This is a genomic window from Mesorhizobium sp. WSM4308 (genome assembly GCF_002294905.1).
Lineage (GTDB): Bacteria > Pseudomonadota > Alphaproteobacteria > Rhizobiales > Rhizobiaceae > Mesorhizobium.
In genome coordinates this window covers 38,466-59,405 of the sequence record NZ_NSFW01000023.1, presented here as the reverse complement: position 1 = coordinate 59,405, position 20,940 = coordinate 38,466, and the positions used below count along the sequence as shown (strand labels likewise).

Sequence of the window (20,940 nt, the reverse complement as noted above, 5' to 3'; positions counted from 1 at the left end):
TGCCAGAAGATCGGCGCGTGAACAAAGTCCAGCAATCCTTCGGAGTGACTCATGACCGATTTTTACAATCTCGTTCCCTCGGCGCCGGAAGGTCGCTTCGACGGTATCGAACGTCCCTATTCGCCGGAGGACGTGAAGCGGCTGCGCGGCTCGGTGCAGATCCGCCAGAGTCTCGCCGAAATGGGTGCCAACCGGCTGTGGAAGCTCATCCACGAGGAGGATTTCGTCAACGCGCTCGGCGCCATGTCCGGCAACCAGGGGATGCAGCAGGTCCGCGCCGGACTGAAGGCGATCTATTTGTCGGGCTGGCAGGTCGCCGCCGACGCCAACACCGCCTCGGCGATGTATCCCGACCAGTCGCTCTATCCGGCCAATGCCGCGCCGGAGCTGGTCAAGCGCATCAACCGCACGCTGCAGCGTGCCGACCAGATCGAGACCTCGGAGGGCAACGGGCTTTCGGTCGAGACCTGGTTCGCGCCCATTGTCGCCGACGCCGAAGCCGGCTTCGGCGGGCCGCTCAACGCCTTCGAGATCATGAAGGCGTTCATCGAGGCGGGCGCCGCCGGCGTCCACTACGAGGACCAGCTGGCGTCGGAAAAGAAGTGCGGCCATCTCGGCGGCAAGGTGCTGATCCCGACTGCCGCGCATATCCGCAACCTCAACGCCGCGCGCCTGGCCGCGGATGTGATGGGCACGCCGACCCTGGTCGTGGCACGCACCGACGCCGAAGCCGCGAAGCTTCTGACATCCGACATCGACGAGCGCGACCAGCCCTTCGTCGACTACGATGCCGGACGCACGGTGGAAGGCTTCTACCATGTCAGGAACGGTATCGAGCCCTGCATCGCGCGGGCCGTCGCCTATGCGCCTCACGCGGACCTGATCTGGTGCGAGACCTCGAAGCCGGACCTCGCACAGGCCAAAAAATTCGCCGAGGGCGTGCGCAAGCACCATCCGGGCAAGCTGCTCGCCTACAATTGCTCGCCCTCGTTCAACTGGAGGAAGAATCTCGACGACGCGACGATCGCCAAATTCCAGAGGGAACTCGGCGCCATGGGCTACAAGTTCCAGTTCATCACGCTCGCCGGCTTCCACCAGCTCAACTATGGCATGTTCGAACTGGCGCGTGGCTACAAGGAACGGCAGATGGCGGCCTATTCCGAGTTGCAGGAAGCCGAATTCGCGGCGGAAGCCAATGGCTACACCGCGACCAAGCATCAGCGCGAGGTCGGCACCGGCTATTTCGACGCCGTGTCGATGGCAATCACCGGCGGCAAATCGTCGACCACCGCCATGCATGAATCGACCGAGCACGCACAGTTCAGGCCGGCCGCCGAATAGCGGATCAGAAACACCGGGGAACGCCCAACAGGGCTTCAGACACAGGAGAAGACCAATGGCATCGATAAGCCGCGTCAAGGAACGGGCAGAAGAACAATCGACCACGATGAGCGTCGACCAGCAGGCAACGATCCGCATGCTGGCCAACGATCTGCACAGGCTCAACCAGTCGGTGATGAAGGCAGTCGAGGCCGGCGTCTCGGTGGAGCTGGTGCGCTCGGCGAGGCACCATGGCGGCGACGGCAATTGGGGCGACCTGCTGATCCCGGTGATCGTCACACAGCAGAGCCATGGCTGACAGGAAATCGTTGCAACCGGCCCTTCACCTGCGCAGTGTATGCGCAGGTGAATTATATTTTTATGCAACCGATCCGTGGACAGGGCAGTACAGTACTGTTGCTTGACTCCACTGTCGCAGGAGGCGTTTTCGGAAGCCTTTTATTTCAACTTGACATGGGGTGCGATCTCACGCCAATTGTCGACCAGATTCAACTCTGCATTGAAATAGGGGCGAGTTTCTTGGCCGACCTGAGTGCCCAGTGACTAACAAGGGCGAGACCACAAAACATCCGAATCTGGTGACCCAGGATTCAAGCACCGAGACGATCCGCGGTCCCTCGCAAGTGCTTGTTGTCGGGAAATCGCCGATCAATCGCGTGGTGGTGTCGAAGATCGTCGAGCGATCCGGGCTCAAGCCAATCTCGGAATCGCCCGACATGGCGGCGAAGACCTTGCGAACACTGGTGCCAGGCGTGATCGTTCTGGATGGCGGCGCGGACAACAAGGACTGCGACACCCTGATGTCCGGCATCGAAACGTTGCGACGGGCTTCGGGAAAATCGTTTCCTCCCGTGATCCTGCTTTCAACCAAGACCGGTACGCCGGAGAGCCTGGGCCTGTCGAATTTGATTGACGTCGTGGTCGCCAAGCCGATCACGCCTGAACGGCTGCAACCGGTGATCGATCGCCTGATAAGCCGCTAAGGGCGTCGCCTGACGCGCTTCAGGTCATTGTTCCATGCATGTCGTTCTCCCAAAACCGAGGTCACTTTTGGGCGACGTGCAAAGCGCGATCAACTCCCTCCGGTGATGGTTTGGACCAGTTCGGGCAATTGCCCGAGGTCCGATATCTGGCGAAACCGCGGCTCGGCGAGCGGCACCTCGACATGCTCGAGCACCCAGGTGAGTTCGTGCGGCACATGAACACCCCAGCCGCCGGCCTCGATGGCCGGCACCACGTCCGACTTCAGCGAATTGCCGACCATCATGCTCTTTGCCGGACCGTCACCGTGGCGGCTGAAAAGGCGGGAATAGGTCGCGGCATTCTTGTCGCTGACGATCTCGACCGCGTCGAACAGGTCGCCGAGGCCGGACCCGGCCAGCTTGCGCTCCTGGTCGAAGAGGTCGCCCTTGGTGATCAGCACGAGGCGGTACGCGCCGGCAAGTTTCTCCACCGTCTCGCGAACATGCGGCAAGACCTCGATCGGGTGGCTCAGCATCTCGCGGCCAGCCTCGAGGATCTGCGCTATGACCGAAGCCGGTACGCGCCCGTCGGTGACCTCGATCGCCGTTTCGATCATCGACAGGGTAAACCCCTTGATGCCGAAGCCATAGACGGCAAGGTTGCGCCGCTCGGCCTCGAGCAATCGCGCCGAAATCTGGTTCTCCTCGCCATGATCGGCAAGCATGGCGGCGAAACGCTTCTCCGTCATGCGGAAGAACTGTTCGTTCTGCCAAAGCGTGTCGTCTGCGTCGAAGCCAATGGTCGTCAGTTCGTCGTTGTTTCGCATCGATGCCTTCCGGGTTGCGAGCCGTACGAACCTAGGCCGGCCGACGTGATTTTCAACCGGCACGAGGAATGCCGGCAGCACCTCCCCTTCCCTTAAACAGTGGGGCACGGCTATACTCCGAAATCCGCAACCCAATCTGGTGAATGATGCCGCCTGCAAAAAAGGAAGTCCGTCCGTCGAGCCGCGGAGGACGAGCGCGTACGCCTGCCTTCGTGAAAAACCTGCGTGGTGTGAAGAACTGGAAGGAAGTCAGCGAGTGGCTGGAATGGCGCGGCATCGAGGACATCGAATGCATCACGCCTGATCAGGCGGGCGTGGCCCGCGGCAAGATGATGCCGTCGAAGAAATTCACCTCCAACACCTCGCTGGCGCTGCCTTCGGCCGTTTTCATGACGACGATTTCCGGCGGCTATCCTGAAGACGGCAACGGCTTCCACTATCCTGAGGACGACGGCGACCTCAAGCTGATGCCGGACCTGTCGACGCTGACAGTGGTGCCCTGGGAAGAAGACCCGACGGCCGCTGTCATCTGCGACCTCGTCCACCAGGACGGCCGCTCGGTCGAATTCACGCCGCGCAATGTGCTGAAGCGCGTGCTTGCCGCCTATGACAAGCTCGGGCTGAGGCCGGTGGTGGCGCCCGAGATCGAGTTCTACCTGGTGCGCAAGAATCCGGACCCGGACTATCCGCTCACCCCGCCCGTCGGTCGCTCGGGCCGTGCGATCGGCGGCGGCGCCGGCTATTCGATCGCCGGCGTCAACGAGTTCGACGAACTGATCGACGACATCTACCACTTCTCCGAAAGCCAGGGCCTGGAAATCGACACGCTCATCCATGAAGAGGGCGCCGGCCAGCTCGAGATCAATCTGCGCCACGGCGACCCGATCGAGCTCGCCGACCAGGTGTTCATGTTCAAGCGCACCATCCGTGAAGCCGCGCTCAAGCACGAGATCTACGCCACCTTCATGGCCAAGCCGATCCAGGGCCAGCCGGGTTCGGCCATGCATATCCACCAGTCGATCATCGACAAGAAGACCGGCAAGAACATTTTTTCGGCCGAGGACGGCTCGGAGACCGAGGCGTTCTTCCATTTCATCGGCGGCATGCAGAAACACGTGCCGAACGCGCTGGTGATGTTCGCGCCCTATGTCAATTCCTACCGGCGGCTGACGCAGGCTGCCTCGGCTCCGGTCAACAACAAATGGGGCTATGACAACCGCACCACGGCGTTCCGCGTGCCGCGTTCGGATCCGGCGGCGCGGCGTGTCGAAAACCGCATCCCGTCCTCCGATGCCAATCCCTACCTGGCGCTGGCGGCTTCGCTAGCCTGCGGGCTGATCGGCATCACCAGGAAGGTCAAGGCCGAGCCGCCGGTGCTGACGACCGCCAACGCGGACGAGATCGACCTGCCGCGCAGCCTGCTCGAAGCCGTCGACCTGTTCGAGGGCGACGAGGAACTCTGCGCGTTGCTGGGCAAATCCTTCGCCGCCACCTATGCGGCGATCAAGCGGGCGGAATTCGAGACCTTCATGGAAGTGATCAGCCCGTGGGAGCGGGAGTATCTGTTGCTGAATGTTTAGGGGAATAGGGGAGTAAGGCAGTAGGGCAGTAGGGGTGGCAGACGATGGCGAAGATCGAATCATACAGAGATTTGATCGTCTGGCAGCAGGCAATGGACCTGGCTGTATCAATCTACGAAGCGACAAGAGCCTGGCCGAAAGAAGAGGTCTATGGATTGACAGCTCAGTTACGCAGGGCAGCCACTTCCGTGCCAGCTAACATCGCCGAGGGTTATGGGCGAGAAAGCCGAGCTTCCTACCAGCAATTTCTCAGGATTGCGCAGGGATCTCTCAAAGAGTTGGAGACCCATCTGCTGATCGCACAGCGTGTCGGAATCACCTCCCATCAGGCAACCGAACCATTGATGAACCGGAGTGAGAGCGTGGGAACGCTCTTGCGGCTTCTGATCCGCAAATTGTCCCCTGAATAGTTCAACCTACTGCCCTACTGCCCTACTGCCCTACTGCCCTACTGCCCTACTGCCCTACTGCCCTACTGCCCTACTGCCCTACTGCCCTGTGAGCACCATGCCCTATCAATCCCCCATTTCTCCCGGCCGCTCCTGGTATGAGGACACGGCCGGGCCTCGGCCTGAGTATCCAGCGCTCGACGGCGACCGAAAATGCGATGTCGTCGTTGTCGGTGGCGGGTTCACCGGCCTGTCAGCGGCGGTTCACCTGGCGAAGGCCGGAGCAGATGTGGTGCTCATCGAATCGCATCGCTTCGGTGACGGCGCATCGGGCCGCAACGGAGGCCAGCTCGGCACCGGCCAGCGCGCCTGGGCAGAAGATCTGGAGGCCGAATACGGCCTGTCCCGCGCCAAGGCGCTGTTCGATCTCGCCGAAGAGGCGAAGGCGCATCTCATCGAATTCGCCGCCGCCAACCAGGTCGATATCGACTACATGCCGGGCCAGCTCTCGGTGGCGCACAAGCCGCGCCATGTCGACGACTACAAGGCGCATGCCGAGATCATGGCCGGCCGTTTCTCCTATCCGTACATCTCCTTCATGGATGCGAAGGAGACGGCGGAGCGGCTCGGCTCGACCGCCTATTTCGGCGGCACGCGCGACACCGGCACCGGCCATATCCATCCGATGAAGCTGGTGATCGGCACGGCGCGGGTGGCTGAGCAGGCCGGCGCGCGGCTGTTCGAAGGGACGCCGTCGACCGGCATCGTTTCCGCTGGCGGCAAGGTCAGGGTTTCCACGCCAAGAGGTACCGTGACGGCGCAGAAATGCCTGATCGCGGTCAACGCCTATGGCGGCACGCTCGAACCGGTAAGTGCCGCGCACATCATGCCGATCGGCTCCTTCATCGGTGCGACCGTCCCTTTGGGGGCGGATTCGAAAGTGCTGCCCGGCGGTGAGTCCGTCGATGATTCGCGCTTCGTGGTGCGCTATTTCCGCAAATCGAGGGACGGCCGGTTGCTGTTCGGCGGACGCGAGGTCTATGGCGTCAACGACCCGAAGGATATCCACATCCACATTCGCCGCCAGATCGTAGAGCTCTATCCGGCGCTGAAAGATATCGAGATCACCCATGGCTGGGGCGGCTATGTCGGCATCACCGTGCCGAGGAAACCATTCGTGCGCGAAGTGATGCCCAATGTGATCTCGGCCGGCGGCTATTCCGGCCACGGTGTCATGCTGTCGAACTTCTTCGGCAAGCTCTATGCCGAGACCGTCGCCGGCAATCGCGACCGGCTGAAACTGATCGAGGATCTGAAAATTCCGCCATTTCCCGGCGGCCGCCGTTTCCGCACGCCGCTGCTTTTCCTGGCGCTCAACTGGTTCGCGCTGCGCGACCGGATCTAGGGGCATATTGGCCAAAAGTGCCCCCGGTTAGGGGAAACCATACAGGCCTGAAGTGAGTCGCATGGACCCGTTTCGACGCGACGCGCCTCGTGCTCGGTCCAATCGCCATCACGATCTGATGTAATATTGTAATATTCATTGCCCTTGCGACACATTGCGGAAATGGCGGCAAAGGCGCAGAATCCTTTATAACGGCGTACTGATGCCACAATCGGGGGCGAAAGGTTCGCGCTTCTGGGCGACTATTCGGGGATTGCTGCGGGCTTGCCCGTGTTGATTTTTGGGACCGATGCCGATCAGACGCCGGACTTGCGGCAATGATCGAAAGAACATCGGCCCGCTTATGGAGGTGGCGAGAGTGAGAGAGCCCTTCAGTTTCGGTGCTCCGGAACGTCGGCGCTTTGCCATGCAGTTTGGATACGACATGCGGCCGTCCTTCTGGCAGGGAGTCCGTTCGAACTCGCATCTGGTGATTGCCGCGGTGGGCACCGCCGCGCTGCTCGGCGTGGCCGCGGTGGCGCTCTGGCTGGCATTGCCGACGAGCGAGCGGCAGGCAGCTGCCAGCCAGGAACAGAGTATTCCGGCCATTCCGGTGAAAACGACGAAGATCGTCCCCGCCGGAACCACGGTGGCCGCGGCGACCGTGCCGCAGCCCGCCCGCAAGTCCGATCAGGTCTCGCCGACGATGGCGGCGGCGAGACCAAACATACAAGCACTGGCGGCCAATGATCCCCGCTGGATGGGAGTGCAGCCGAAGGTCGCTTCGGCGGCACCCGATCAGGCGGCTGCCTCCAGCCAAGCGGCCAATCAGGCTAAGCCGACGCCGGTCAAGCCGGCTGTCGCGGCGGCATTCGCGCCACCGGCGACCGATACCGATGCCGCCAGCGAACTTGCCAAGGTTGCCGCGCCCGCGCCAGCGGCAAGCAGTAATCCGGATGGAGCCAAGACCGCCGCGATCCCTGAAGTGCAGCCACAGGCGCCCGAACAGCAGCCGACGGCGAGTGATGATGGCAGCAAGGCCAAGGCCAAGCCACAAAAGGTGGCGGCGGCCGGCAACGGGCGAATCCTGAGACCGGTGACCATGCGCAGCGGCCCGAAGAAGAACGCAGCCGCCATCGTCACCGTGCCGGCAAGAACCTCGGTGCAGGTGATGAACTGCAAGCAATGGTGTCAGATCGTCTACAACGGCAAGACAGGCTGGGTCTACAAGAGCTACATCAAGACCGGCGGCTGATGTACCGGCGCATTTGCGGCTGAGGCCGTACGTTGCCGGTACAAGTCAAACTCGAAGTCGCGGGCACTGTCGAACCGACCGGCGCCACGATGACGATGCGCTTCAGATGCAACGGCCGCCATCGACCTCCAGCGCTACGCCGGTGATGAAGGCGGCTTCGTCCGATGCCAGCCAGAGTGCGGCATTGGCGATATCGAGTGGGGTCGAAAGCCGGCCGAGCGGGATCGAGGCGCGGAAAGTCTGGCGAATCTCGGGCGTGTCGGCGCCCATGAACTTCTCCAGCATGCCGGTTTCGCCGGCGACCGGGCAGAGGCAATTGACGCGAATGTTCTTCGGCGCGAGTTCCACCGCCATCGACTTGGTGGCGGTGATCGCCCAACCTTTCGAGGCATTGTACCAGGTGAGGCCGGGCCGTGGCCTGAGGCCAGCGGTGGAGGCCGTGGTCAGGATGACGCCGCCACCTTGCCGCTCCATGATCGGCACCACGGCAAGAGCCGCGTGATAGATCGCCTTCATGTTGACAGCGGTGATGAGGTCGAAGGTTTCCTCGTCGATCTTCAGCATGTCGCCGTTGCGGTGGGTGTAACCGGCATTGTTGACCATGATGTCGATGCGGCCGAAGGCGCTCTTGGCGGCATAGACCATCTCGTCGAATTCGGAGCGCAGCGAGACATCGGTCTGCGTCCAGATCGCCGCCTCGCCTATCTCGCCGGCGACGCGCTCCGCCCCCTTGGCGTTGAGGTCGGCGACAACGACCCTGGCGCCCTCCTGCGCGAAGCGCTTGGCCATGCCTTCGCCGAAGCCGGATGCCGCGCCGGTGATGATGGCAACCTTGTTTTCCAGACGCATGCTTTTCCCGCTCATCGATGTCTTCCTGGAACCATAAGGCCGCTGACCGGCGCGGCCCATGCCGCGACAGACAAGGCGCCATTTCTCCCTTAGCTTTCGTCACATTCACGTTCTATGCTGCAACTGCGAAAGCTTCCGGAGTCTTCGTTCACCGACAAGCCTCCGGCAAGCGCCAGTGTCAAGCGCACATGTGGACCCAATCAATAACCAGCGATTGGTCCTCGATGTGACACCATGGCACTGGAAAATTTAAATCGATTAGAATATATCAGCCGCGTACTCGCGACCGGCGTCAAAGCGGACAGACCATGACCAGCCAGATCATTCCCGTCGACCCTTTCGACTTCATCATTTTCGGCGGCACCGGCGACCTGTCGGAACGCAAGCTTCTGCCGTCGCTCTATTATCGCCAGCGCGACCATCAATTCTCCGAGCCGACACGCATCATCGGCACATCGCGCTCGAAAATGAGCGACGAGGAATTCCGCGCTTTCGCCAGCCAGGCGATCTCCGACCACGTCAAGCCGGCCGATATCGACGCCAAGGAATTGAAGACCTTCCTGGCGCGGCTTTCCTATGTCTCCGCCGATGCCACAAATGGCGCCGGCTTTGACAAGCTCAAGAAGGCGATCGGCGAGAGCGAGAGCATCCGCGCCTTCTATCTGGCCGTTGCGCCGGCGCTGTTCGGCGATATCTCGCACAAGCTCAAAGAGCACAAGCTGATCACGCCGAATTCGCGCATCGTGCTGGAGAAGCCGATCGGCCGCGACCTTGCCTCGGCGCAGGCGCTCAACGATCTGGTCGGCGACGACTTCCACGAAAGCCAGATCTTCCGCATCGACCATTATCTCGGCAAGGAGACGGTGCAGAACCTGATGGCGCTGCGCTTTGCCAACGCGCTCTACGAGCCGCTGTGGAACTCCGCCCATATCGACCACGTGCAGATCACCGTGGCCGAGACCGTCGGCCTGGAAGACCGCGTCACCTATTACGACAAGGCCGGCGCGCTGCGCGACATGGTGCAGAACCACATGCTGCAGCTGCTCTGCCTCGTCGCCATGGAGGCGCCGTCATCGATGGACGCCGACGCCGTGCGCGACGAGAAGCTCAAGGTGCTGCGGGCGCTGAAGCGCATCAACGGCAACGAGGCGCCGAAGCACACGGTGCGCGGCCAGTACCGCGCCGGTGCATCGGCCGGCGGACCGGTGAAGGGCTATGTCGAGGAGCTCGGCAAGGACAGCAACACCGAAACCTTCGTCGCCATCAAGGCCGAGATCGGCACATGGCGCTGGGCTGGCGTTCCGTTCTACCTCAGGACCGGCAAGCGGCTGGCGACCCGGGTTTCGGAAATCGTCATCGAATTCAAACCGATCCCGCATTCGATCTTCGGTGACAGCGGTGCCGGACCGATCTTCGCCAACCAGCTGGTCATCCGCCTGCAGCCGGACGAAGGCGTCAAGCAGTTCATCATGATCAAGGATCCAGGCCCGGGCGGCATGCGGCTGCGCCAAATCTCCCTCGACATGAGCTTCGCGCAGTCCTTCGACGGCCGCGCGCCCGATGCCTATGAAAGGCTGATCATGGACGTCATCCGCGGCAACCAGACGCTGTTCATGCGCCGCGACGAGGTCGAGGCGGCGTGGAAATGGATCGACCCGATCCAGAATGCCTGGGAAGGCGCCAAGCAGGAAGCACAGGGCTATACGGCGGGCACATGGGGGCCGTCGGCCTCGATAGCGCTGATCGAACGTGACGGGCGGACATGGCACGAGAGCAATTGAACGGCGCCAGCTACAACTGGAACGCTTTCCCCGACCGCCCGCACCTGGCCGCGGTGCTGGCCGGCCGCGTCGCCGATCGGCTGACCAGGGCGATCGGCGAGCGCGGCACCGCAGTGCTGGCCGTCTCCGGCGGCACGACGCCGGCAAAATTCTTTGCCGCCCTTTCGGCGATGCCGATCGCCTGGGACAAGGTGATCGTGACGCTGGTCGACGAGCGTTTCGTGCCGGCCTCCTCGCCGCGCTCCAATGCCGGGCTGGTGGCCGCCAATCTCTTGCAGAACTCTGCCAAGGCGGCGCGCTTCGTGCCGCTCTACCATGAGGCATCGGGCATCGAGGATGCGGCGGCATCCGACGATGCCGCACTGCGCTCCCTGCCCTGGCCGCTCGATGTCGTGGTGCTCGGCATGGGGCCGGACGGCCACACCGCCTCGTTCTTTCCCGATGCCGACGATCTGGCCAAGCTGCTCGACCCAGCCTCGGACAGGATCATCCTGCCGGTCCACGCGGCCAGTGCGGGCGAGCCGCGGCTGACCCTGACGCTGGCGCGCATCATCGATGCCGGCTTCATCGCGCTGCACATAGAGGGCGAGGACAAGCGCACCGCCTTCGACGGCGCGGTCGCGCCCGGGCCGCGAAAGCCGATCCGCGCCGTGCTCGACGCCGCTCCCAGGCCCGTAGAGGTTTTCTGGGCGCCCTGATTTTAGATTTAGTGGTCCCGGCAACGGCGGGAGGATGTTTCCGGGACCTCGCCTGAAAGGACCGACCGCCATGACCGCAAGAAGCGACATCGAAGCCATCACGGAGCGCATCCGCCAACGTTCGAAGGCGGGCCGCGAACGTTATCTCGGCCGTATCGCCGAAGCGTCGAACCAGACCGCCAACCGGTCGGTGCTGTCCTGCGGCAACCTCGCCCACGGCTTTGCGGTGTGCAGCCCCTCGGAAAAGCTGGCGCTCGGCGCCGACAAGGTGCCCAATCTCGGCATCATCACCTCCTACAACGACATGCTGTCGGCGCATCAGCCCTTCGAGACCTTCCCTGCCCTGATCAAGGAGGCCGCGCGCGAGGCCGGCGGCATCGCCCAGGTGGCCGGCGGCGTGCCGGCGATGTGCGATGGCGTCACGCAGGGCCAGCCCGGCATGGAATTGTCGCTGTTTTCGCGCGACGTGATCGCCATGTCGGCGGCGGTCGGCCTGTCGCACAACATGTTCGACGCCGCTGTCTTTCTCGGCGTCTGCGACAAGATCGTACCGGGACTGGTGATCGCGGCGCTGACCTTCGGCCATCTGCCGGCGGTGTTCATCCCGGCCGGACCGATGACGACCGGGCTGCCCAATGACGAGAAGGCCAAGGTCCGCCAGCTCTATGCCGAGGGCAAGGCAGGACGCGCCGAACTGCTGGAAGCCGAGTCCAAGTCCTACCATGGGCCGGGCACCTGCACTTTCTACGGCACGGCGAATTCCAACCAGATGCTGATGGAGATCATGGGCCTGCACACGCCCGGCGCCTCCTTCGTCAATCCCGGCACGCCGTTGCGTGATGCGCTGACCCGCGAGGCGACGAAGCGGGCGCTGGCCATCACCGCGCTCGGCAATGCCTATACGCCGGTCGGGCGGATGATCGACGAGCGGTCGATCGTCAACGGCGTCGTCGGCCTGCATGCCACCGGCGGCTCGACCAACCACACCATCCACCTGATTGCCATGGCAGCCGCGGCCGGCATCGCGCTGACCTGGCAGGATATTTCCGACCTGTCGGAAGCCGTGCCGCTTCTGGCCCGCGTCTATCCGAACGGGCTTGCCGACGTGAACCATTTCCATGCCGCCGGCGGGCTCGGCTTCCTGATCCGCGAACTGCTCGACGAGGGCGTGCTGCACGAGGATGTGCAGACGGTGTGGGGCGAAGGCCTGCGACCCTACGCGGTCGAGGCCAAGCTCGGCGCCGATGGCTCGGTGGTGCGCGAGGCCTCGCCGCAAGCCAGCGGCGACGAAAAGGTGCTGGCGCCGTTCCACAAGGCGTTCCAGCCGACCGGCGGCCTGAAGGTGCTGGCGGGCAATCTCGGCCACGCCGTCATCAAGACCTCCGCCGTAAAGCCGGAACGGCGCATCATCGAGGCGCCGGCCAAGGTGTTCGACAGCCAGCAGGGCCTGAACGACGCGTTCAAGGCCGGCACGCTCACCGGCGATTTCATCGCCGTCATCCGCTTCCAGGGCCCGAAGGCCAACGGCATGCCGGAACTGCACAAACTGACCACAGTGCTCGGCATCCTGCAGGATCGCGGCCAGCGCGTGGCGCTGGTCACCGACGGGCGCATGTCGGGCGCTTCCGGCAAGGTGCCGGCGGCGATCCATGTGACGCCGGAAGCCGTCGAGGACGGGCCGATCGCCCGGATCCATGAAGGCGACATCATCCGTCTCGACGCCGATGCCGGCACGCTGGAAGTGCTGGTGCCGGGGACCGAGTTCGCGTTGCGCCGCACCGCTGAAGCCGATCTCATCGGCAACGAGTTCGGCTTCGGCCGCGAGCTGTTCGCCGGCTTCCGGCAGCTGGTGGGCCGCGCCGACCATGGCGCCAGCGCTTTCGGAACGGCCTGACGTGATCCGTCTCATCCATGAAAAAGGGCGGCTCGTGGCCGCCCTTTTTACATTATCCATGCGATCCTATTGCACCGTCAACTCAGCCCGCTCGCCGGCCTTGACCGTCACAGTGCCTTCCTTCGAGCTGTTGTCCGATTTCTCCGAGACGACGGCGTAGTCACCCACCGGTATCGCCGCCTGATACTTCTGGTCGTATGCGTAGCCAAGCGACTTGCGGTTGCCGTTGATGTCCTTCTTGGTTTCGAAAATCTCAATCTTCGAGGCTCCGGGCGCGGTGATCGCCAGCACGCCGGCATTCATGGCGACCTTCACATCCTGAAATTCGCCGACCTTGACGTTGAACGGCTGCTCGACGACGGCAAGATCGACCGTCGCAATCAACACATAGTCATCAGGCGGCAGATCGAACTTGCTGTCGGGACCATAGGCATAGGTCACCTCGTCCCGGGTTCCGTCGATCTTCTTTTTCGCCTTCACGACCTTGAAGCCGATGCCCGAACCGTCGGCCTTGTCGCCGCCGGCTGTATAATAGGCGTTGGCAACGACATGTCCGACGCCGGCGATGATGTCCTTTTCGACTGTCTTGCCGGCAGCGAGCGGTATCGTCTCGGAAGCCACGCCCTGGCCGATCGTGACCGTCACTTTCTCCTCGCCGGCCGGCAACACGGTCTTGGTGGTCCCATAGTAGGTCGCGGGATTATCGGCACCTGGGTAGTCGATCACGACGGCCGCGCCATCGACAACATCCGCCCCCGCGCTTGGTCGCGGATGAATGATGAGCGTGCCGGCATTCAAGGTGAAGAGCGGCTTGGCGACCTGGCCTGCCTCGATCTTGACCTTCTGCTCCACCTTGGCCTCGCCGTCGCGCGCGACGATGACGTAATCGCCCGGTTCCAGATTGGCTTTGTAGGCGCCATATTCGGTGGTGACGTTGTCGCCACGCGTGCCGTCGGACTTTGCCTTGTAGACTTCCCAGGCATTACCGTCGGTGACCGGATCACCGCCCTCGGCAAGCACCGCCGTCGGCATGAAATTGAATTCCGGCTTGGCAGGCTCGGGGGCAGGCGCCGGTGCGGGAGCCGGTTCAGGCGCGGGTGCCGGCGCCGGGGCAGCGACGGTTTCGACCAGGGCTTCCTGCAGCGCCTTCTCATCGGAGGCCTGGATGTACTTGCCGCCTGTGTTTTCAGCCAGGCAGGCGATCTGCTTGCCCTCGTCGGCTGTCAATCCGAAGCCGACGACATCGGCGGTGAAATCGACGCCGGATGCCTTGAGTTGCTTGCCCAGTGCACAGGGGTCACCGCCGCAGGTTTCCAACCCATCGGTGATCAGGACGACGGTTGCCTTGTCCTCGGTGTATTTCAGCGCTTCCGCCGCCTGCTTGACGGCCGCCGTCAACGGCGTCTTGCCAAGGAATTTCAAACTGTCGGCGGCATCCGTGATGGCGCTTGCCGAGCCTGCCTGAGGCGGCACGATCAGCTGGATGTCGTCGCAGCTGCCTTTTTCGCGATGGCCATAGGCCATGAAGCCGATCTCGTCGTCGGCGGGAACCGATTGAAGCACGGTCCTCAGCGATTCCCTGGCGATTTCGAGCTTGGGCTTGCCGTCGATCTGTGCCCACATCGAGCCGGAAGCGTCGAGAATGATGATGACCTTGTTGGCGGCGAAGCCTACCGTCGTCATGAAGAACAGGAGGATCGCCGCAGCGATGCTCCGCGCAAATACTGCCATCGAAATCTCCTGAGTTAGCCCCCTAATCCGCACAGGGAAGCTATTTGAGGCTGCTTCAGGACACAAGCCCGGCGCGGCCGTCTCACTCAGGCCCCCGGAGCGGAGACAAAGCGTTCGTGCGGCGGGATCGCCCCGGCAGCAGGCGTCTTGAAGCCAGATCGAAGCCCGGCTCAGTAGGTGGTGCGGCGCTCTTCGGAGGGCGGCCGGCCGAACTGCAGCCGGTAGCTCTGGGCGAAATAGGAATGCGAGGTGAAGCCGGTCGCGATCGCCACGTCGAGGATCGGCATGTTGGTCTGGCGCAGCAATTCGCGCGCCCGCTCCAGCCGCAGCCGCATGTAGTAGCGGCCGGGCGTCACGTTGAGGTGGCGCAGGAACAGACGCTCGACCTGGCGCACCGAAAGGCCAGCCGATTTGGCGAGTTGCACCGCCGAAAGCGGCTCATCGAGGTGGTCGGCCATCAGCTCGACGATGCGCCTCAGCTTCTCCGACTTGCCGGTCAGATCGCGCTCCGGCCCGACACGCTGGCGGTCGCCGGCCGAGCGGATGCGCTCGTGCTGGAACTGGTTGGCGACGCCATTGGCGAGGTTCGAGCCGAAATCGCCGCGCACGATCTCCAGCATCAGGTCGATCGAGGTGGTGCCGCCGGCGCAGGTGTAGCGCTTGCGATCGATCTCGAAGACATTGCCGGTGCAGTTGATGTCGGGGAAGCGCTCCATGAAGCCGGCGCGGTTTTCCCAATGGATGGTGCAGCGGTAACCGTCGAGCTGGCCGGCCTCGGCCAGCAGGTAGGACCCGACCGACAGCGCGCCGAGCGCGTTGCCGCGCCGGCCCCAGCTGCGCAACGCCGCCAGAACCTTGCTCTTGCCGGGAAATTCCGTCGTCAGGCCGACCGAAACGAAAAGGATGTCGACCGGCGGCAGGTCGGCGACGGCATAGTCGATCTTGAGCGGCAGGCCGTTGGACGCCATCACCGGATCGCCATCGGCGGACACCGTGGTCCAGCCATAGAAATCGCGGCCGAGCAGACGGTTCGCCGACCGGAAGGTGTCGATCGCCGCGGCCAGCGAGAACATGGAAAACTTGTCGACCAGCAGGAAGGCGAACTGCCGGCCACCTTGAACGGGATCAGTCATGACCGGCCGTTCCGGGGAAATGGTGGGGTTCGGCAAAACTGGCGCTTTCAGGGTCAACCCGGGCTCAGAAGGAGGGCCGCTTCAATCCGGCCGCAAGGTAGGCAGAAGCTAACGTATTGGCCATCAGCATGGCAATGGTCATCGGCCCGACACCGCCGGGCACCGGCGTGATGGCGCCGGCTTGCCCGGCCGCCTCGGCATAGGCGACATCGCCGACGAGGCGCGACTTGCCCTCGCCCTTCTCGGGCGCGGGAATGCGGTTGATGCCGACATCGATGACGGTGGCGCCCGGCTTCACCCAATCCCCCTTGATCATTTCCGGCCGGCCGACGGCGGCGACCAGGATGTCCGCGGTGCGGGCAAGCGCCGGCAGATCCTTGGTGCGGCTGTGGGCGATGGTGACGGTGCAGTTGGCGGCAAGCAGCAGATTGGCCATCGGCTTGCCGACGATGTTGGAGCGGCCGACGACGACGGCGTTGAGGCCGGACAGGTCCTTGCCGCGCACGCGCTCGATCAGAAGCATGGAGCCGGCCGGCGTGCAGGGAACGAAGGCCGTGTCGAGTTCGCCCGTGCCGAGCTTGCCGACATTGATGAAATGGAAACCGTCGACATCCTTCTGAGGCGCAATCGCCTGGATGATCTTGCCGGCGTCGATATGGGCGGGCAGCGGCAGCTGCACCAGGATGCCGTTGATGGCCGGATCGGCGTTGAGGTCGGCGATGATCTTGAGCAGCGCCTCTTGGGAAGTCTCCGCCGGCAGCGTGTGCTGGAGCGAATGAAAGCCGCATTCCTTGGCGGTGCGCGATTTGGAAGCGACATAGACCTGGCTCGCCGGATCCTCGCCGACGATGACCACGGCCAGACCAGGCTTGGCGTTGCCTTTGGCGACCAGCTCGGCGGTCAACGCCTTGACCGTCCGCACCACATCCTCGGCAACGCTCTTTCCGTCAATCACTTCGGCCATGAACATCCTCAACCCTGTTTCGCGCGACGCCGCTTTCGAGACGCAATGTCCCGGCGACGGCAACATGCAGCGCGGCATTGTCACGAAAATTTCGGCACGCAATCCCGTCAAAGCGCCGTCCCATGCCGTTTACGCGAAAACCGGGATGGTTTTGTTCGGCCTCGGCAACGTATCTTGTGGCTCAGAAGTAGCGGCGGCGGGCGCGGCTCTCGGTGAGTTCGCGGACCGCCTCGCGGAATTCGCGCAGGCTGGCACGAATTTCCTCGATCGGCGCCTGTTCGGCGCCTTCCTCAACCGGCGAAGGCTCCACCGATGGCTGGGGTTGATACGCCGGCGGCGCGGCCTGCGGCGGATACGGCATGTGCCCGGCATTGGGCGCCATGGCCTGGGTATAGGGGTAACCTGCAGGGGGATAGGGCGGCGGAGCCGGATAGATCGGCAATGGCGGCATCAGGGGCGACCGCGACGGCGGCCCCATCGGCTGGGAATAGGAGGCATCGAAGCCTGGCGGGAAAGGCGGCCGCGAATAGACCGACGACCGCGGCATGAAGGCGGAATCCGGGTTCGGGAAGCCTGAGGGCATGGCAGCATCCGCCGGCCGCGCATTGTCGCCAAAGGGGGCGAATTCGCTGTCATCGTCCAATTCGGCGGATGGCTTGCGGGAGAGAACATTGCGCAATTTCGCCATGATCGCGGCGACACGCCCGGGGCGTCCGGCGGGAGCGACTTCGGCCTGTGCCAAGGGCGGTGGCGGTGCTGGCGGCGGGGGTGGCACCGGCGGCACGGGCGCTGCCGGCACTGGCGGCGCGGGCGGCGGCGCCGCCCGGAATGCCTGGTCTTCGACAGGCGCCTTGCGGTCGCGGCGCGAGCGCGATGCGGCGGTCTCGCGCAGGCTTTCATAGGCGCCGCGCATGGCACCGAGGCCAATTCCAGAGGCAAGCCCCAGAAGCAGACCGGCAAGGGCCATCACGGCCCGCGACGGACCTTTGGCCTCGAGCGGTGCGAAGGCCTTGGAGATCACATTCATGTTGGCGGTGTTGATATCCTTCTGCTCGCCGGTCTCCTTGGCGCGCAGCAGATATTGTTCGTAGACGGAGCGCTTGGCGGCGGCCTCGCGCTCCAGTTCGCGCATCGACACCAAATCGCTGTTGACGTCGCCGCTGCGCACCTTGAGCTGGGCAAGGCGGGAGGAGAGATCCTGTTCCAACTGGACGGCGCGTTTCAGATCGACCTGCAGCGAGGAAGCGATGCGGCGCAACTCGCCGGCGATGCGGTCGCGCGCCCCGGCAATCTGTGCGTTCAGCGCCTGGAGTTCAGGATGACGCGGACCCAGCCGGATGGCGGCACGGTCCGCCTCCTGCTTGAGCGTTGCATATTGCGAACGCAGATCGCTCATCGTGTTGGAATTGATCTCTTCCGGTAAGGTGCCGGCGAGAACCGAATTCACGTCGATCGAGCGCGCCGAAGCCGCCCTTGCATTGAGCTCCAGCGTGCGGGCGCGGGCGACCGAGAGCTGCTCGTTGAGCTTCAGCATCTCATCGTCGCTGATCAGATGACCCTGTGCGTCGACGAGGTCATGCGACGCTCTGAACTCCTCGACCTTGCGTTCGGCTGCCTCGACGCCCTTGCGCAGTTCATCGAGCCTTGCCGTCAGTTCGTCGGTCGCACGGCCGGCCGTAGCGGACTGGATCTGACCGAAGGTCTGCAGGAACACATCCGTCATCGTGTTGGCGATGAGCGCCGACTTCTCGCCGTTCTGCGTGATCGCGCTGACGGTGATGACGAAAGTCTTGCCGCCACGCTCGACAGACAGGCTTTCGGCCAGATTGCCAACGGCGAGCGCACGCCGGCGGACCTCGTCGGCGCCGCTCGGGCCGTCCTGGTGCGGGAGAATCGAGCGAATGAGAGATCTGATGCCGAGGCCGCCGGCACCCTGGCCATTGAACTCCGGATCGTTGGCCAGGTTGAGCTTATCGACGACCTTGTTCAAGACCGTGCCCGAGGTCAGCACCCGGACCTGGTTTTCAACGATGGCGAGCGTGGCGTCGGAAGCGACCACATTCTGGGTAAGGTCCCGGTCGGTGAGCTTGAGGTCGCGCGGGTCAACGATCAGTTCAGCGGTGGCTTCATATTTCTTCGGCGTCGACAGCGCGATCGCGATGCCGAGCCCGGCACCGATCAGGGTGGTGGTGATGATCAGCAGTTTCGACCTGGCAATGCCACGGACGACCTGCATCGGATCGATCAGCGGCTTCCACTGTTGATCGTCCTGGCGCGATCCGGACGTGTCACGCGAGCGAGTGCTGCCGGAAGGTTCTTCAGCGGATTGCCTTGAATACGGCATGGCCGGCGGAAGATCGCCGGCGTCCTCTTGTGCGCGCCAGACGTCGTCCCCTGCAGCCGCTTCCGGCTCTGTCCGGAAGCGCTCTGTTCCGGCGGCGGCAGACGGCGCTGGGTTCGCCCGCACCTCACGCCGTGAACGGGCAAGGCGATGGCGCGTGGCGGCATCCTCGCGCCAAGCAGAATCTGCGCGATCGCCTATCGAGACCAGGGATGCGTCATCCTCACCGCGCATGGCCTGGCCGAGCGCCAGCAATGAACGCTCGCGCCTCCAGTCTTCACGGTTTTCCCTGTCGACCATTATCTTGGAGCTTCACTCTTTGGCCGCTGGGGCAGCGGCGGTCGGCTACTCGTTAAGCCACGCTAAACAAGCATAGGAAACAAAAAGTTAATTTCGGCATGCCGGCATGTAAGCTTTTCATAACCTCAAGTGTCGGAATTTCAGTGCTTTCGGGCCTCAGAACGGCACGTTAAGCTTTCCCGCCTATGGCTTCCCGGCGCATGACCGAAGCTCGCGGCATACCGCAAAGGCGCAGTTTCACCCGGATCGGCACTTTCGTGGCCGAGCGACGGGGGCTGGTGCGCGATTATTTTTCGGCGATCAGCGGCGCCGGCGGGCGGCTGGTGTTTTCGCTGGCCTATTTCATCGCCCTCGCCAACACTTTGTCGATCTCCGAATTCGGCATGTTCGCCACCGCCTCGGCGGCCGGCGTGATGCTGTCGCGGATCCTGGCCTTCGGTTTCATCTCGGCGCTCTACCGCACCGCCACCATCCGCCCCAATCTGATCGGCACCTTCACAGCCGGCTTCCTGCTGCTCGGCGTCGTTTCGCTGCCGTTCCTGGCGTTGGCCTCGTTCGGGGTCTACCTGATGTTCTTTGCCGGCACCGTGCCGCTGTCGGTGTTTTCGGCGATCGTGTTTGCCGAAGCGCTGTTGTGGCGGCCGGTCGAGGTGGCGCTGATCGTCAACAACGGGCTGGGCAAATTCGGGCGCGCCGCGATCCTGGCGATCCTGGCAACGGCACTGCGGGCGCTTGGCGCGGTGCTGTTCATGGTCTCGGCGCAGCACAGCATCTGGGCGTGGTCGTGGTTCTATATCGGCGCCAACGCCGCCTCGCTGCTTCTGGCTTTCGGCTGGTTCTATCCACGCCAAAGACTGCGGCTGCGCATCGAGCTTTATCTCAGGCGGCTTGCCGATTCCATTTACGTCGCCGGCGCGGAAGTGCTGTTCTACCTGCAGTCGGAATTCGACAAGCTGCTGGTGCTGGCGATCGGCGGCCCGCATCTGGCCGGCATCTATGCCATCATCATGCGGCTGGTCGACCTGACCGCGATCCCGATCCGCACCTTCTCGATGATGCTGGTGCAACGCATGATGCGCGCGCCGGACCTGTTGTCGCGGCTGGCGGTCAAGAGCGGCATCGAGGGCGGCGTGTTCGTCGTTTCGACGCTGGCGCTGCTGGCGCTCGGCATCGTGCTGCACTTCTTCCCCAACGCCCTCGGCCGGAACGTCTCCGAGGCCGCGCCGCTGGTGGCGCTGGCAATCTGCGTTCCGGGATTGCGCAATCTGGTCGAATACCAGGCGGAGCTGTTGTTCGCGCGCGGCCAGACGGCGGTGCGGGCGCTCAATCTCGGTTTGCTCGCCGCCCTGAAGGCACTGCTTTTGACCTATGTGCTGACCACCATCGCCGACACGTCGAAGCTGGTACTGTCGCTCAACATGGTCTTCCTGATGCTCTATCTCGCTTCGATGCTGCTGACTTATTCGGCGCTGCGCAGGCCGGCGAAGGCGATCTGAATTCAGGTGAGGCCG

The 20,940-nt window shown here is 63.6% G+C and carries 17 protein-coding genes; 11 read left to right on the top strand and 6 right to left on the bottom strand.

Annotated features, from left to right (window positions below; all coding sequences use genetic code 11):
* The first annotated feature begins 51 nt into the window (after nt 1-51).
* The 3 genes from aceA to CK227_RS31920 all read left to right on the top strand — a co-directional run bounded on the left by aceA (nt 52) and on the right by CK227_RS31920 (nt 2,324).
* A complete protein-coding gene (gene aceA / locus CK227_RS31935; RefSeq protein WP_095775492.1) occupies nt 52-1,341 on the top strand; it encodes an isocitrate lyase in 1,290 nt (429 codons plus the stop codon).
* A 55-nt stretch (nt 1,342-1,396) separates the two neighbouring features.
* Complete coding sequence (locus tag CK227_RS31930; protein WP_006202762.1) at nt 1,397-1,639, top strand: hypothetical protein; 243 nt, start codon at nt 1,397-1,399, stop codon at nt 1,637-1,639.
* Nucleotides 1,640-1,880: 241 nt separating this feature from the next.
* Nucleotides 1,881-2,324: a response regulator gene (locus CK227_RS31920; protein ID WP_095775490.1), complete on the top strand. Its 444-nt coding sequence runs from the start codon at nt 1,881-1,883 to the stop codon at nt 2,322-2,324.
* Between the two features lie 89 nt (nt 2,325-2,413).
* On the opposite strand, the gene CK227_RS31915 is transcribed toward CK227_RS31920, so the two are convergent.
* The gene (locus CK227_RS31915; RefSeq protein ID WP_095775489.1) at nt 2,414-3,130 is read right to left on the bottom strand and encodes an HAD family hydrolase; all 717 of its coding nucleotides are present in this window, start codon (nt 3,128-3,130) and stop codon (nt 2,414-2,416) included.
* A 143-nt stretch (nt 3,131-3,273) separates the two neighbouring features.
* On the opposite strand from CK227_RS31915, the gene CK227_RS31910 reads away from it, so the two are divergent.
* The 4 genes from CK227_RS31910 (at nt 3,274) to CK227_RS31895 (ending at nt 7,738) form a co-directional block, all read left to right on the top strand.
* A complete protein-coding gene (locus tag CK227_RS31910; RefSeq protein WP_179296552.1) occupies nt 3,274-4,710 on the top strand; it encodes a glutamine synthetase family protein in 1,437 nt (478 codons plus the stop codon).
* Between the two features lie 44 nt (nt 4,711-4,754).
* The gene (locus CK227_RS31905; protein ID WP_095775488.1) at nt 4,755-5,120 is read left to right on the top strand and encodes a four helix bundle protein; all 366 of its coding nucleotides are present in this window, start codon (nt 4,755-4,757) and stop codon (nt 5,118-5,120) included.
* Nucleotides 5,121-5,217: 97 nt separating this feature from the next.
* Nucleotides 5,218-6,504: an FAD-binding oxidoreductase gene (locus tag CK227_RS31900; protein ID WP_095775554.1), complete on the top strand. Its 1,287-nt coding sequence runs from the start codon at nt 5,218-5,220 to the stop codon at nt 6,502-6,504.
* A gap of 358 nt (nt 6,505-6,862) precedes the next feature.
* A complete protein-coding gene (locus CK227_RS31895) occupies nt 6,863-7,738 on the top strand; it encodes an SH3 domain-containing protein (RefSeq protein ID WP_179296551.1) in 876 nt (291 codons plus the stop codon).
* Nucleotides 7,739-7,840: 102 nt separating this feature from the next.
* On the opposite strand, the gene CK227_RS31890 is transcribed toward CK227_RS31895, so the two are convergent.
* Nucleotides 7,841-8,587, bottom strand: a complete 747-nt coding sequence (locus CK227_RS31890) for an SDR family oxidoreductase (protein WP_095775486.1) — start codon at nt 8,585-8,587, stop codon at nt 7,841-7,843.
* A 308-nt stretch (nt 8,588-8,895) separates the two neighbouring features.
* Between CK227_RS31890 and zwf the strand changes: the two genes are divergently transcribed.
* From zwf to edd, 3 genes are all read left to right on the top strand, one after another.
* Nucleotides 8,896-10,368, top strand: a complete 1,473-nt coding sequence (gene zwf / locus CK227_RS31885) for a glucose-6-phosphate dehydrogenase (RefSeq protein WP_095775485.1) — start codon at nt 8,896-8,898, stop codon at nt 10,366-10,368.
* Complete coding sequence (gene pgl / locus CK227_RS31880; RefSeq protein WP_095775484.1) at nt 10,350-11,066, top strand: 6-phosphogluconolactonase; 717 nt, start codon at nt 10,350-10,352, stop codon at nt 11,064-11,066. The genes zwf and pgl overlap by 19 nt, the downstream gene beginning before the upstream one ends.
* Before the next feature lie 70 nt (nt 11,067-11,136).
* Entirely contained in the window at nt 11,137-12,960 is a 1,824-nt protein-coding gene (gene edd, locus CK227_RS31875) for a phosphogluconate dehydratase (protein WP_095775483.1), read from the top strand.
* Between the two features lie 66 nt (nt 12,961-13,026).
* Here edd and CK227_RS31870 read toward each other — a convergent pair whose 3' ends face one another.
* The 4 genes from CK227_RS31870 to CK227_RS31855 all read right to left on the bottom strand — a co-directional run bounded on the left by CK227_RS31870 (nt 13,027) and on the right by CK227_RS31855 (nt 19,429).
* Nucleotides 13,027-14,691, bottom strand: coding sequence for a VWA domain-containing protein (locus tag CK227_RS31870; protein WP_095775482.1), 1,665 nt, complete (start codon nt 14,689-14,691; stop codon nt 13,027-13,029).
* 170 nt (nt 14,692-14,861) lie between these two features.
* On the bottom strand, nt 14,862-15,824 hold the full coding sequence (locus CK227_RS31865) for a GlxA family transcriptional regulator (RefSeq protein ID WP_095775481.1): 963 nt from the start codon (nt 15,822-15,824) through the stop codon (nt 14,862-14,864).
* Nucleotides 15,825-15,888: 64 nt separating this feature from the next.
* On the bottom strand, nt 15,889-16,788 hold the full coding sequence (folD, locus tag CK227_RS31860; protein ID WP_095775553.1) for a bifunctional methylenetetrahydrofolate dehydrogenase/methenyltetrahydrofolate cyclohydrolase FolD: 900 nt from the start codon (nt 16,786-16,788) through the stop codon (nt 15,889-15,891).
* Between the two features lie 181 nt (nt 16,789-16,969).
* Complete coding sequence (locus CK227_RS31855; protein WP_095775480.1) at nt 16,970-19,429, bottom strand: GumC family protein; 2,460 nt, start codon at nt 19,427-19,429, stop codon at nt 16,970-16,972.
* A 200-nt stretch (nt 19,430-19,629) separates the two neighbouring features.
* Here CK227_RS31855 and CK227_RS31850 point away from each other — a divergent pair, with 200 nt between their 5' ends.
* Nucleotides 19,630-20,925 (top strand): lipopolysaccharide biosynthesis protein, encoded by a 1,296-nt coding sequence (locus CK227_RS31850; protein ID WP_095775479.1) that lies wholly within the window; start codon nt 19,630-19,632, stop codon nt 20,923-20,925.
* Nucleotides 20,926-20,940: the final 15 nt, after the last annotated feature.